The organism is Streptomyces sp. NPDC048254 (assembly GCF_043201895.1).
In the GTDB taxonomy this organism is placed as follows: Bacteria; Actinomycetota; Actinomycetes; order Streptomycetales; family Streptomycetaceae; genus Streptomyces.
On record NZ_JBICZJ010000020.1, the window covers coordinates 55,315 to 68,344 of the forward strand.

Here is a 13,030-nt window from a genome sequence, read left to right on the forward strand (position 1 = left end):
CCCTGTGCCGGACGCTCGGGAAAACCGCGTTGTACGCCCCCCAGCGCTGGTTGATCCTCGGTGTGATCTGCCTCGCGCAGCTCACCGTGCTGCTCGACAACACCGTTCTGAACGTGGCCATCCCCTCCCTCACCCGGGAGCTGCACGCGGCCACCGCGGACATCCAGTAGATGATCAACGCGTACTCGCTCGTCCAGTCCGGCCTGCTGCTCACCGCGGGCAGCGCGGCCGACCTCCCCCACTGCCCGAAGGGCGTGGGGGGACCCCCATCGGCCGCAAGAAGATGCTGATCACGGGACTCGTCCTGTTCGGCGCGGGTTCGCTGGCCGCGGGCCTGGCCGGCTCCACGGCCCAGCTGATCGCCGCACGGGCCGGCATGGGCGTGGGGCGGCGCACTCCTGCTCACCACCACCCTCGCCGTGGCGATGCAGATCTTCACCCCCGACGAGCACCCCAAGGCCATCGGCATCTGGAGCGCCGTCAACGCGCTGGGCTTCGCCGCCGGGCCGCTGATCGGCGGGTTCATGCTCAACCACTTCTGGTGGGGCGCGATCTTCCTGATCAACCTCCCGGTCGCGGCGCTGGCCCTGGCGGCGGTCGTCGTCCTGGTCCCCGAGTCGAAGGCCGTGTCCCCCCGGGGGGCAACCCCGGACCCCCGGTGCAGGGCGACCGCCCCGACCTGCTCGGCGCGCTGCTCTCCACGATCGGCATGGCCGCGCTGGTCTTCGCGATCATCTCCGGCCCGGAGCACGGCTGGACGTCGGTACGGCTGCTGGTCACGGCGGCCGTGGCGGTGGTGGTCCTGTCCCTGTTCGCGTACTGGGAGAACCGGATCCCGTACCCCGTGCTCGACCCCCACTTCTTCCGGGACCGCCGCTCCACGGGCGCCGTCGCCGGCGCGGTGCTCATCACCTTCGGCATGGGCGGCGCGCTCTTCCTGCTCACCCAGCACCTGCAACTCGTCCTCGGCTACGGCCCGTTGGAGGCCGGGCTGCGCACGGCACCGCTCGTGCTCACGGTCGTCGCCCTCAACTTCACGGGCCTGTCCGCGAGGTGGGCGACGAAGCCGGGTACGCCGGTGGCGATAGCCCTGGGGATGCTGCTGATGTCGCTCGGACTGGTGTCCATCGCCGTACTGGACTCGAGCGGGTACGGCGGCACGCTGCTCGGTCTGCTGCTGATCGGAGCGGGGTGCGCGATCGCCAATCCGGCCATGGCGCACGCCATCATGAGCGCGAGTCCTCCGGCCAAGGCCGGGGTGGGTGCCGGGCAGTTGGTGGGGGCGGTGGCTGTGGTGGTCGGGGGGTTCGTGGCGGCGGGGCTGCTCAGTAGGGCGGAGAGGAATGTCGCCTAGTGGGCAGGGGGTACATGTCCATCGGCGGGTGCGGGTGGGATGTGGCTGGTCGCGCCCACGCGGCGGAGCCGCATATCGGACACAGCCCCGCGTCCCTAAAGGGGCGCTGGAGCTCTAGCATCTTCAGAAGTGATCGTGGAGGAAGGTGTCGTGATGGCGCGGGCCAGTGTGTGGCTGGAGGAGAAGGCCCGCAAGGGCGGCCGTAGCGGTCAGCCGTCCGGGCTCGACCGGGATCGCATCACCTCGGTCAGTGTCCGGCTCCTGGACTCCGACGGGCTCGACAAGTTCTCCATGCGGCGGCTGGCGGCCGAGCTGAACGTGACCGCCATGTCCGTGTACTGGTACGTCGACACCAAGGACGACCTGCTCGAACTCGCCCTCGACGCGGCCTTCGGCGAACTGCGCCTGCCGGAGGCGGCCGACAGCGACTGGCGGGAACAACTGCGGGCGCTGGCCACGGAGTACCGCACTCTGCTGGTCCGCCACCCCTGGCTCTCCCCGCTGGCCGGCCGGTACCTCAACATCGGCCCCCACTCGCTGGCCTTCTCCCGCGTGGTCCAGCAGGTCGTCCGCCGCGCCGGCCTGCCCGCACACGGGGTGACCGGCGCGATCTCGGCCGTCTTCCAGTTCGTCTACGGCTACGGCACGATCGAGGGCCACTTCGCCGAGCGGGTGGCAGCGGCCGGCCTGACCCCGGACGAGTACTTCAGCACCACGATGACCGCGGTGACCGAGGCCCCGGAGACGGCCGAGATCATCGAGGAGTCCAAGGACCTCATGGCCGCGAGGGGCGGCGACACGGTCGCCGAAATGCTGGACAGGGACTTCACCTTCGCGCTGGACCTGCTGATCGCAGGAATCGACGCGATGGTGGCGAAGGGCGCCTAGTCCCACCTAGGGGCGCGGGGCTGTGTCCGATATGCGGCTCCGCCGCGTGGGCGCGACCAGCCACAACGGACCCGCAGCCGCGAACCGACACGCACCCCCCACCCCCTTAGGCCTCCGGCGAAGCCAACCGCGCGGGGAACCCGCCCGTGGCCACCGGCCCCCACTTCTCCGGCGTCACCCGGATGATCGACTTGCCCTGCTTCAGCATCGCCGCCCGGTACTCGTCCCAGTCCGGGTGCTCACCGGCGATGTTCCGGTAGTACTCCACCAGCGGCTCCACCGACTCCGGCGGGTCGATCACCTCCGCGCGGCCGTCGACCTGGACCCACGGCCCGTTCCAGTCGTCGCTCAGGACGATCACGCTCACCCGCTCGTCCCGCTTGGCGTTCCGGGTCTTGGCCCGCTCGGGGTACGTGGAGGCCACGATCCGTCCGGAGTCGTCGACCCCGCAGGTCAGCGGCGACCCCTGGGGGCTGCCGTCGGCGCGGCGCGTGAGCAGGATCGCGCGGTGGCGGGGTCGTACGAAGTCCAGCAGTTCGTCGAGGGAGACGGTGGTGTTCGTCGCGATGTTCGGTGCCATGGCGTCAGCCTAGGCCGACGGGACCCGCCCCGCCTGCCTCTGCCTGTCCCTGGTGTGCCTACGCCTGCGGCAGGGATTCGCCCTGCACCGCCTGGATCTCCAGCTCGACCTTGAGGGTCGTGCCGATGGCCGCGATACCCGCCTGGACGACCTGGTTGTAGTTCATCGCGAAGTCCTCGCGGTGCAGCTCGGCCGTCGCGCGGAACGCGGCCCGCGTGCCGCCCCACGGGTCGGCGCCGGTGCCCAGGTAGGCGAGGTGGAGGTCGACGGGTCGTACGACACCGCGCATGGCCAGCTCGCCGTGGACCGTCCAGCGGTCGGAGCCGGCCACCGTCAGACCCGTCGAGGTGTACGTCAGCTCGGGGTGGCGCTCGACGTCCAGGAAGTCGGCCGAGCGCAGATGCGTGTCGCGCATGCCGTTGCCGGTGTCGATGGAGGCGGCCCGGATGACGGCCTGGACGCGGGACTTGGTGACGTCGTCGGGGGCGATCTCGATGGCCGCCGTGAAGTCCGTGAAGCGGCCGCGGACGCTGGAGATGCCCAGGTGCTGGGCGACCGCGGCGATGGTGGAGTGCGCCGGGTCGACGGTCCACGGGCCGGGCGGCGGCAGCTCGGTGCCGCCCTGCCGGGCGAGCGTGACCTTGCCGACCTCGGCCCGGCCGCTGGCGGTGACGATGGCGCTGGAGGCGGCGGGCGCGTAGCCCACGGCGGTGACGATGACGGTGTACGCCCCGGGCGCGAGCGGGTTCGGGTCCCGTACCGTGCCCTCGTCGTCGGCCTCGGCGCGCAGCACCTGCGTGCCGGTCATGTCGGTCACCGTGACGACCGCGTGCGACACGGCCCATCCGTCCCGGGTGCGGATCCTGGCGGTGAGTCCCATCCCGAATTCTCCCTGAAAACCGATCTAGAGGCGTTAATAGCCCTATAAATTGCACAGATTGCGACGGCCCGGGGCAGCCGATGAACCATCGCTGCCCCGGGCCGGGGTGAACTACTCGCCGGGGTGGGAGAGTTCGATGTCGTGCCCGTCGACACCGGCGCCGGTGACGTTCAGGGCCGTGGCGACCGGCGGGTAGCCCGTCGCGATGACGGTGTAGTCACCGCCGTCCAGGTCGGCGAAGGCGTACGCGCCGTCCAGGCCGGTGGTGGACGTGCCGACCACGTTGCCGGCCGCGTCCACGAGGGTGACGCGGGCGTCGGCCAGCGGCCCGTGCGGGGCCCGTACGACGCCCTGGAGCTGGGCTCCGGCGTCCAGGTCGACCTCGATCCGGGTGACCCCGGTGGTGCCGATCTGGACCGGCAGGGCGCGAGGGCGGTACCCGGCCGCGTTCACCGCGACCGTCACCACACCGGGCACCAGGTCGCCGAAGACGAACTGGCCCTGGTCACCGGTGGCCGCGGTGGCCAGCAGGTCGCCGCGCACGTCGGTGACGATCACCATCGCGTCCTTGACCGGCAGCGCGCTGCCCGCACCCCGCACCACACCGCTCAGTCCGCTGGTGCCGCTGAGCAGGATGTCGTACGGCAGCGGGTCCTCGCCCACCAGGACGGTGGCTGCCTGCGGCTGGTAGCCGTCGGCGGAGGCGATCAGCACGTACGAGCCGGCGCCGGGGGCGTCCAGGCGGTAGGAGCCGTCGTAGCCCGCGACCGAGCGGCCCAGCTGGCGGCCGGACAGGGAGATGAGGGTGACCGCGGCCTGGGCGACCGGGGCGCTCTCGGCGCCGCGCACGAAGCCGTGCACCGGGGTGCCGCCGGAGCCCGCCGACTGCTCGGGGGCGGCGATGGTCGCCACGGCGGCGAACTGCCGGGTGGCTTCCGTACCGGCGTCCGTGGTGCCGCTCACGACCGGGGCGGCCCAGCTGGGGACCGTCTCCTCGGCGGGAGCCGGGACGGCGGCGGCAGGGGCGGCGGCCGGAGCGGCCTCGATGCCCTGCTCGTCGGCGGCGGCCTGGGCGAGTGCGCCCTTGGTCCTCAACGGAACCTCCTTGATGAACAGGCTGATCAGGAACGCGAAGGCCGCGAGGCCACCGGCGATCAGGAAGACGTCGGCGATGCCGTGGCCGTAGGCGCTCTCCATGAGGGTGCGCAGCGGGACCGGCAGCTTGCTCAGGTCCGGGAGGCTGTCGCTGGACGAGCTGGAACCGGCCAGGGCGGCCTGGTACTTGTGCGGGAGGGCGGCGGCGCCCTCGGTCACGTAGTGCGTGATCCGGTGGGCCATCACCGCGCCCAGCGCGGAGACGCCGACCGCACCACCGAGGGAACGGAAGAAGGTGACCGTGGAGCTGGCCGACCCGAGGTCGGAGGGCTCGACCTGGTTCTGCGTGCACAGCACCAGGTTCTGCATCATCATGCCGATGCCGAGACCCAGCAGGGCCATGAAGATGCCGATCTTCCAGTAGTCCGTGTCGTACCGGATCGTCCCGAGCAGGCCGAGACCGGCCGTCACCAGCACGCCACCGCTGACCAGCCACGCCTTCCAGCGCCCGGTGCGGGTGATGAACTGCCCCGAGACGGTGGAGGAGAGGAACAGCCCGCCGATCATCGGGATCGTCATGACCCCGGACATCGTCGGCGACTTGTCGCGGGCCAGCTGGAAGTACTGGCTGAAGAAGACCGTGCCGGCGAACATCGCGACACCGACGAACAGGGAGGCCAGCGAGGCCAGCGTGATGGTGCGGTTGCGGAACAGCCGCAGCGGGATGATCGGTTCCTTGGCCTTCGACTCGATGAGCACGAAGATCAGGCCGAGCACGATCGAGCCGCCGATCATGGCGTACGTCTGCCAGGAGATCCAGTCGTACTTGTCACCGGCGAAGGTGACCCAGACCAGCAGCAGCGAGACGGCGGCGGCGACGAAGAACGCGCCGGACCAGTCGACCTTGACGTCCCGCTTCACGACCGGCAGGTGCAGGGTCTTCTGCAGCACGATCAGCGCGACGACGGCGAAGGGGACGCCGACGTAGAAGCACCAGCGCCAGCCCAGCCACGAGGTGTCGGTGATGACACCGCCGAGCAGCGGGCCGCCGACGGTGGCGACGGCGAAGGTCGCGCCGAGGTAGCCGGAGTAACGGCCGCGCTCGCGCGGCGAGATCATCGCGGCCATGACGATCTGGGCGAGGGCCGACAGACCGCCGACGCCGATGCCCTGGACGACACGGCAGGCGATGAGCATGCCGGCGTTCTGCGACAGACCGGCGGCCGCGGAGCCCAGCACGTAGATGACCAGGGCGATCTGGACGAGCGCCTTCTTGCTGTACAGGTCGGACAGCTTGCCCCACAGCGGGGTGGTCGCGGTCATGGCCAGCAGGGAGGCGGTGACGACCCAGGTGTAGGCGGACTGGCCGCCGCCCAGGTCGGTGATGATGTGCGGCAGGGCGTTGGTGACGATCGTGGAGGACAGAATCGCCACGAACATACCGAGCAGCAGCCCGGATATCGCTTCCATGATCTGCCGGTGCGTCATCGGGGCAGCCTGCTCGACGGAGCCTCCCCCGTGCCTTGCATGGGCCCGCACACCGGCTGGTGTGGTCGTTGCCATGGGCTTCCTTTTCTTACGTCTTACGCGGGTGTACGGGTGGTCTGTTCGAGTACCGGGGCGATGGTGGGGGCGCGGGCGGCGGAGGCGACCGTGGCCGTGGCGGCGGCCTTCGGATCCCCCGGGACCGGCTCGGCCGGGGCCGAGCCGGTCAGACGCGGGTGCACGGTCCGGCAGTCGCCGAAGCTGTCCCGGAGCCGGGTCATCAGCCGGATCAGCTGGTCGACCTCCTCGTCGCTCCAGTCGCCCAGCCGCTCGGTGAGCAGCTCGGTGCTGCGCCGGGACAGGTCCTGGAGGGTCGCCTCGCCCGCCGGGGTGAGGTGCAGGATGCGGGAACGCTTGTCCGCCGGGTCGGGGGACCGCTCGATCCAGCCGCGCTCGGCGACATGCGCCACGTGCCGGCTGGTCACGGACATGTCCACGGCGAGCAGCTCGGCGAGCTTGCTCATGCGCATGGATCCGTAGCGGCCGAGCAGCGTCAGCACGGCCGCGGAACCGGCCGGGCAATCGTGCGGCAGTATCCGCGCGAGGTCCCGCTTCACAGCTCCGACGGCGCTGAGCTGACGCGCCAGCTCCTCGAACTGCGCCTGCTCCGCCATCACACCTCCCGTATTCGTTGCTTGGGGCAACCATAGAACTGCTTGGTTGCCACAGGCAAATATATGGGCGAAGGCAGGGATAAAAACTTGGCAAAGGCAAGTATTGCGAACGTAAACACCCAGGTGGGGTGGGTTGTGCTTCCGGACGGCCCCCCACTTGGGCCGGACCACCGGATTCGCTAGTGTCTCGGGGCATGGCTAACACCCAGGGCCCCCAGGGCAACTACGACCCCGCCGGCAGCACCCAGATGTTCCGTGCGTTCGTCGACGAGGCCCCGCAGACCTCCCAGCAGACGGCATCCCCCTCCGCCTCCGGCGGCCCCCGCATCGGCCTGATCCTCGGCGTCGTCGCCGTGGTCGTCGTGGTCGCGGCGGTGGCCTGGCTGGCACTCAAGTAGTCACTCGCCGCGCGCTCGGCCCCTCGGGTGATACGAGGGTCGGGGCGGCGGCGCGACGGAGAACCCGGGGTCCACTGCCCCGGGCTTTCGTCATGCCCGTACGGACGCGCCGGCTCAGCTCCAGTCGACCGCCACGACCCGGGTCTCGACATGCATGCCCAGGGGGACGCGCCAGTCGTCCACGCATACCGTCCAGGTGGCGCTCGTACGGGAGTCGGGGGCGACCGGGGCCGGCAGGGACTCCGTCGACCCGATCGTCGCCCAGTCGATGCCCAGCAGGTCGATGATGTGCGTGCCGAGGGTGACCGTGCCGGAACGGACCGCCGTACCGCCCGAGTTGCGGAACTCGACGGTCACCTTCTCGCACCACCGCTTGTCCGTGGGCTCACGGGCGGGGGTGCTCCAGGTGAGGGCGGCGGGTGAAGTGCCGCCGGGGGTGGTGGCGGTGGGCGAAGTGGCGGTCGGCCGTGGTGAGTTCGGCGCCGGCGGATCGGACCGCCGGGGCCGGGTGCCGTCATGGCCGGAGGACGCGGGTGACGGCGTCGTGGCAGAGGTCGCCGGGTCGGCCGGCCCGGCCGCTGCCGCGGACCGGCCGTCCTCCGCCGAGGGTGAGCCGTTGGCCGCCCCCGCCGAGGAACCGTCCAGCGGGACCAGCGTCACCGACCCCGTCGGTCTCGACGACGTCCCGGGTGCCCCCGGTGCCGCGCCCGCCGCTCCCACCGCCGTATAGCCGCCGCTGCCACCGCCTCCGCACGCCGTGAGTGCCGAGGCCAGGCAGACGGCGGCCGCCGAGGCTGCTGTGACGGCGCCTCGGCGGCCACTCGGTGTCCTACGGAGAAGCATCGCGCCAGTGTGGCTGACACTCCGTCAGTAAGGAACCCGTCGGGGCGGGTTCAGTCCGAGATCAGGCCCTCGCGGAGCTGGGCGAGGGTGCGGGTCAGCAGGCGGGAGACGTGCATCTGGGAGATGCCGACCTCGTCGCCGATCTGGGACTGGGTCATGTTCGCGAAGAAGCGGAGCATGATGATCCGGCGCTCGCGGGGCGGGAGCTTGGCCAGCAGCGGCTTCAGCGACTCGCGGTACTCGACGCCCTCCAGGGCCGTGTCCTCGTAGCCGAGGCGGTCGGCCAGCGAGCCCTCGCCGCCGTCGTCCTCGGGGGCCGGGGAGTCGAGGGAGGAGGCGGTGTACGCGTTGCCGACGGCCAGACCGTCGACCACGTCCTCCTCGGAGACGCCCAGGACGGCGGCCAGTTCGGTGACCGTCGGGGAGCGGTCCAGCTTCTGGGAGAGCTCGTCGCTGGCCTTGGTGAGGGCCAGACGCAGCTCCTGGAGGCGGCGCGGGACGCGTACCGACCAGGAGGTGTCGCGGAAGAACCGCTTGATCTCGCCCACGACCGTCGGCATCGCGAACGTCGGGAACTCCACGCCCCGTTCGCAGTCGAAGCGGTCGATCGCCTTGATCAGGCCGATGGTGCCGACCTGGACGATGTCCTCCATCGGCTCGTTGCGGCTGCGGAAGCGGGCTGCCGCGTAGCGCACGAGGGGGAGGTTGAGTTCGATCAGGGTGTCCCGGACGTAGGCACGCTCGGGACTGTCCTCATCGAGTGCGGCGAGGCGCAGGAACAGGGAGCGGGACAGGGTGCGGGTGTCGAGGTTTCCCGAGGCCACCGGGGATTCCGGGGTCGGAGGGGTCTCCAGCGCCGGGGCGCCGTCGATGCTGTCGAGCACGTCGATGGCGTCGAGCTCCTTGGGCGCTGCCTCGCTCTTCGTGAGCGTAAGCACCTTCGAGCTGCCCTGGTCTGCGGACATGCCACCCCCTTTGGGTCGCGGGACGGTCGCGGCGACGCCCCTCACGAGGAACGGCGCCTTCACCTGAATACCGGAGCCGAAGCCCCGGCAAACGCGCTTCCCGCAGAATGTCACATGTCGGCAACACGCTGTAGTGACATGTCGACATGGGAAATGTGAATCCGCCCTGGATGCAGGGGGTCTGACGCTATTTCGACCCCCAACTGTCGGGAAGTGCGCTGGTGAGCGATTCGCTCGCGACGGTGATGGCTCGATCCTGCTTGCGGTTTCTTCCGCACGAAGCAGGCCGGGGCGTGTCTCGGACCGGTAACGGGTCCTGCGACGGGCGCATGCGACGGCGCATGCGACGGCGCATGCGACGGCGCGTACGGAGGGCCTCGGGCGGCGCGCGCAGGGCCTCGGCGGCGGGTTCGCGGCGAGGGCCCGCGGTGGGATCCGCGGCCGGGGCCTGCGGTGGGATCCGCGGCGGGGGCCCGCGGTGGGATCCGCGGCGGGGGCCCGCGGTGGGATCCGCGGCGGGGTCTGCTGCGGGGCTCAGGCCTCGATGCGGTTCGCCGAGCGCAGCCGCTGGAAGCTGCGGGCCAGCAGGCGGGAGACATGCATCTGGGAGACGCCCAGCTCCGCGCTGATCTGCGACTGGGTGAGGTTGCTGTAGTAGCGCAGCAGGAGGATCCGCTGCTCCCGCTCGGGGAGTTGGACCAGCAGATGGCGGACCAGGTCGCGGTGTTCCACGCCGTCCAGGGCCGGGTCCTCGTAGCCGATGCGGTCCAGCAGGCCCGGCAGCCCGTCGCCCTCCTGGGCGGCCTCCAGGGAGGTCGCGTGGTACGACCGGCCGGCCTCGATGCAGGACAGCACCTCGTCCTCGCTGATCCGCAGCCGTTCGGCGATCTCGGCGGTGGAGGGGGAGCGCCCGAAGGCGGTGGTCAGGTCCTCGGTCGCGCTGTTGACCTGGACCCAGAGCTCGTGCAGCCGGCGCGGGACGTGCACGGTGCGCACGTTGTCCCGGAAGTAGCGCTTGATCTCGCCGACGACGGTCGGCATCGCGAACGTCGGGAACTGCACGCCCCGGTCCGGGTCGAAGCGGTCGATGGCGTTGATCAGCCCGATGGTGCCGACCTGGACGACGTCCTCCATCGGCTCGTTGCGGGAGCGGAAACGGGCGGCCGCGTAGCGCACGAGCGGGAGGTTCGCCTCGATGAGCGCCGCGCGCACCCGGTTGTGCTCCGGAGTGCCCGGCTTGAGGTCCTTGAGCTGACCGAAGAGCACCTGGGTCAGCGCCCGGGTGTCGGCGCCCCGTCGCTTCTCCGGGGGTGGGGCGGGCGCCTGGGCGGGGGGCTGGACGGGTCCTTGGGCGGGTCCTTGGGCGGGTCCTTGGGCGGGTCCTTGGGTCGGGGGCTGGGCAGTGGGGGGAGCGGGGGCGGGCGCCTCTTCCTGGGGCGGCGCAGAACTGGCCGACACGGTCAACGCCACCTCTTCATCGGTCAATCATCCGTCAAAAGCGGTCATAGCATCACAAGACATGTGCACTGTGCGCAAGCACCGCATAACGTCGTGTTGAGAGTGAAAAACGGCAAGTTGGGGCATAAGACGCAGAAAAGCCCCCCGCTGTTCCCGGCGGAGGGCCTGTCTCCAGAAGGTGCCATACGGCTGTCCGGAGGGTGCGGTACGGCTCAGAACTCGTAGTCGGCGATCACCCACGTGGCGAACTCCCGCCACTGCGCCGCGGCCGCCTGGTGGGCCGGGTGCTCCAGGTACCGCTTCAGCGCGTCCCCGTCCTCGACGGCCGAGTTGATCGCGAAGTCGTGGGCGATGGGGCGCTCGGTGATGTTCCAGCCGCACTCCCAGAAGCGCAGTTCCTCGATCTGGGTGCCGAGCGCGGAGAACGCCGCGGCGCCCGCGACGGCCCGCGGATCGTCCCGCTCGACACCCTCGTCGAGTTTGAAGAGGACCAGGTGGCGGATCATGGTTGCTCCCGTGGGTGGTGCGCTATTTGGCTCCGTTGACGAGCCAGGTCATAAACGATCCGATGGCCTTGGCCGCGTCCGAAATGCCCTCAAATCCTATCTGGACGTAATCGGCCGCTTTGGCCGGGTCTGTGATGATCACGTAGAGCGCGAAGACCACGAGCACGTACGTGGCGATCTTCTTGGCATTCACCGCCACCGCGGCCTCCCCTGTGCCTGCCTCTGCCGGCGTGTCTGCGTAGCCTGTGGACCCTGCTGCCGGCGGTGAGTGTAACCTTCACGCCCCCCTTGGGGACCAACGGCCCGCTGGTCGAGGCCCGTTGCCAGGTCCAGGGGCGCGACGGGGGGCGTGCGGCGGAGATGCGCGCGGGGTGGAGGTGTGCCCGGCGGGAGGTGTCCGGCGGATGTGTCCGGCGACGGACGCAGAAAGGGCCTCGTCTTTCGACGGGGCCCTTTTCCAGCGGTAGCGGAGGGATTTGAACCCTCGGTGACTTGCGCCACACTCGCTTTCGAGGCGAGCTCCTTCGGCCGCTCGGACACGCTACCGAGAGAGACCTTACAGCACCGGGGGCCGTGCTCTGAAATCGCTATTCGGGGCCCGGGAGCGGCGCTGGGAGCGGCCCTCAGCGGTCCCGGAAGAATTCCGTGAGCAACCGGGCGGATTCCTCGGCCAGGACGCCCTCGACGACCTCGGGACGGTGGTTCAGGCGCCGGTCGCGTACGACGTCCCAGAGCGAGCCGGCGGCGCCCGCCTTCTCGTCGCGGGCGCCGTAGACCAGCCGGTCCACACGGGACTGGACCAGCGCGCCGGCGCACATGGTGCAGGGCTCCAGCGTGACCACGAGGGTGCAGCCGGTGAGCCGCCACTCCCCGAGCGCCGCGGCGGCCCGGCGCAGGGCGAGGACCTCGGCGTGCGCGGTGGGGTCGCCGGTGGCCTCGCGTTCGTTGTGACCGGCCGCGAGCACCGTCGTACCGTCCGGGGACAGCACGACGGCGCCGACGGGGACGTCCCCGCCCCGGACGGCCTGTCCGGCCTCGTCCAGGGCGAGCCGCATAGCGGCCCGCCAGCGGTCGCGTACCGGGTCCGGAGACCCGGTTGCCTCGTGGAAGGTCAGCGGACGGTCTCCAGGACCTCGGCGGCGCCCAGGGCCTCGGCGATCTCGCTGAGCGCGTCGTCGCTGAGCGCCAGCAGTTCCTTGGCGCTCACGCCCAGGTCGTCGAGGATCCGGATGTCACCGACCGGGCCGGACGGCACGGCGGACATGTCCGTGTCCGTGTCACTGTCCTCGCCGTCCTCGGCCTCCGGCTCACCGTCCTCGGTGCCGTCGAGGTCGAGGGCGTCCAAGTCGTCGTCTTCGTCCTTGGGCTCCCTTCCGAGCAGTTCGTCGGTGAGCAGGAGCTCGCCGTACGAGCTCCGGGCGGCGGCGGCTGCGCTGGAGACGAAGACCCGGGGGTCCTCCTCGCCGTCCACGCGCACGACGCCGAACCAAGCGTCTTCCTGCTCGATGAAGACGAGCACCGTGTCGTCGGCGTCCGACGCCGATTCCCTGGCCAGGTCGGCCAGGTCCGACAGGGTCTCCACATCGTCGAGCTCTGTGTCGCTCGCTTCCCACCCGTCTTCGGTGCGCGCGAGCAGTGCGGCGAAGTACACCGTGACTCTCCCACTGGTCTTAGGCGTGCCGGTTGGGGGTCCCCCCGGCGGAGGTTCTGGGCGGGGAGAGCTGGGCTCCGAGCCCCACCCACTCGGAATCGTGGCAGAAACAAGGCGTTCAGGGGACGTCTTCGGCTCCCTGTGTCTGGCAGTTTTGTTCGCACGTATGCAAAGAGGCATCCAGGTGCCCGCGTACGGAATCACCAGCGCACTCGTTGCCGCCACCTGCGGATCGTACGCGGGTTTTCCCGCG

The 13,030-nt window shown here is 70.6% G+C and carries 14 protein-coding genes, 1 tRNA gene and 1 pseudogene; 4 read left to right on the plus strand and 12 right to left on the minus strand.

Translation table 11 applies throughout. The annotated features are described in order from the left end of the window. The first annotated feature begins 2 nt into the window (after positions 1–2). Together ACGFZQ_RS40695 and ACGFZQ_RS40700 are read left to right on the plus strand one after the other, a co-directional pair. A pseudogene (locus ACGFZQ_RS40695) lies at positions 3–1,354 on the plus strand (MFS transporter). 153 nt (positions 1,355–1,507) lie between these two features. Further along, positions 1,508–2,242: a TetR/AcrR family transcriptional regulator gene (locus ACGFZQ_RS40700; protein WP_393844774.1), complete on the plus strand. Its 735-nt coding sequence runs from the start codon at positions 1,508–1,510 to the stop codon at positions 2,240–2,242. 106 nt (positions 2,243–2,348) lie between these two features. Here ACGFZQ_RS40700 and ACGFZQ_RS40705 read toward each other — a convergent pair whose 3' ends face one another. From ACGFZQ_RS40705 to ACGFZQ_RS40720, 4 genes are all read right to left on the minus strand, one after another. Further along, positions 2,349–2,822, minus strand: coding sequence for a PPOX class F420-dependent oxidoreductase (locus tag ACGFZQ_RS40705; protein WP_393844657.1), 474 nt, complete (start codon positions 2,820–2,822; stop codon positions 2,349–2,351). A gap of 58 nt (positions 2,823–2,880) precedes the next feature. Next, complete coding sequence (locus tag ACGFZQ_RS40710) at positions 2,881–3,702, minus strand: YceI family protein (protein WP_351744572.1); 822 nt, start codon at positions 3,700–3,702, stop codon at positions 2,881–2,883. Between the two features lie 111 nt (positions 3,703–3,813). Continuing rightward, positions 3,814–6,360 (minus strand): MFS transporter, encoded by a 2,547-nt coding sequence (locus ACGFZQ_RS40715; RefSeq protein WP_393844658.1) that lies wholly within the window; start codon positions 6,358–6,360, stop codon positions 3,814–3,816. A gap of 20 nt (positions 6,361–6,380) precedes the next feature. Then, a complete protein-coding gene (locus ACGFZQ_RS40720; RefSeq protein ID WP_393844659.1) occupies positions 6,381–6,956 on the minus strand; it encodes a MarR family winged helix-turn-helix transcriptional regulator in 576 nt (191 codons plus the stop codon). A 194-nt stretch (positions 6,957–7,150) separates the two neighbouring features. Here ACGFZQ_RS40720 and ACGFZQ_RS40725 point away from each other — a divergent pair, with 194 nt between their 5' ends. Beyond that, positions 7,151–7,354, plus strand: a complete 204-nt coding sequence (locus ACGFZQ_RS40725) for a hypothetical protein (RefSeq protein WP_351695652.1) — start codon at positions 7,151–7,153, stop codon at positions 7,352–7,354. Positions 7,355–7,468: 114 nt separating this feature from the next. Here ACGFZQ_RS40725 and ACGFZQ_RS40730 read toward each other — a convergent pair whose 3' ends face one another. Further along, positions 7,469–7,711, minus strand: coding sequence for a hypothetical protein (locus tag ACGFZQ_RS40730; RefSeq protein WP_351744562.1), 243 nt, complete (start codon positions 7,709–7,711; stop codon positions 7,469–7,471). A 22-nt stretch (positions 7,712–7,733) separates the two neighbouring features. Between ACGFZQ_RS40730 and ACGFZQ_RS40735 the strand changes: the two genes are divergently transcribed. Beyond that, positions 7,734–8,084 carry a hypothetical protein gene (locus ACGFZQ_RS40735; RefSeq protein WP_393844660.1) on the plus strand — a complete coding sequence of 117 codons (351 nt, stop codon included), beginning with the start codon at positions 7,734–7,736 and terminating at the stop codon, positions 8,082–8,084. A gap of 163 nt (positions 8,085–8,247) precedes the next feature. Here ACGFZQ_RS40735 and ACGFZQ_RS40740 read toward each other — a convergent pair whose 3' ends face one another. From ACGFZQ_RS40740 to ACGFZQ_RS40770, 7 genes are all read right to left on the minus strand, one after another. After that, positions 8,248–9,162, minus strand: a complete 915-nt coding sequence (locus ACGFZQ_RS40740) for an RNA polymerase sigma factor SigF (protein WP_382543045.1) — start codon at positions 9,160–9,162, stop codon at positions 8,248–8,250. A 534-nt stretch (positions 9,163–9,696) separates the two neighbouring features. Beyond that, entirely contained in the window at positions 9,697–10,626 is a 930-nt protein-coding gene (locus ACGFZQ_RS40745) for an RNA polymerase sigma factor SigF (protein ID WP_393844775.1), read from the minus strand. Between the two features lie 206 nt (positions 10,627–10,832). Then, positions 10,833–11,126, minus strand: coding sequence for a Dabb family protein (locus ACGFZQ_RS40750; protein WP_393844661.1), 294 nt, complete (start codon positions 11,124–11,126; stop codon positions 10,833–10,835). Between the two features lie 22 nt (positions 11,127–11,148). Then, on the minus strand, positions 11,149–11,325 hold the full coding sequence (locus tag ACGFZQ_RS40755; RefSeq protein WP_351695642.1) for a hypothetical protein: 177 nt from the start codon (positions 11,323–11,325) through the stop codon (positions 11,149–11,151). A gap of 262 nt (positions 11,326–11,587) precedes the next feature. Further along, positions 11,588–11,672 (minus strand) — tRNA-Ser (locus ACGFZQ_RS40760). 77 nt (positions 11,673–11,749) lie between these two features. Beyond that, positions 11,750–12,181 (minus strand): tRNA adenosine(34) deaminase TadA, encoded by a 432-nt coding sequence (tadA, locus tag ACGFZQ_RS40765; RefSeq protein WP_351695640.1) that lies wholly within the window; start codon positions 12,179–12,181, stop codon positions 11,750–11,752. A 56-nt stretch (positions 12,182–12,237) separates the two neighbouring features. Further along, positions 12,238–12,777: a hypothetical protein gene (locus ACGFZQ_RS40770; RefSeq protein ID WP_351744556.1), complete on the minus strand. Its 540-nt coding sequence runs from the start codon at positions 12,775–12,777 to the stop codon at positions 12,238–12,240. Between the last annotated feature and the right edge of the window lie 253 nt (positions 12,778–13,030).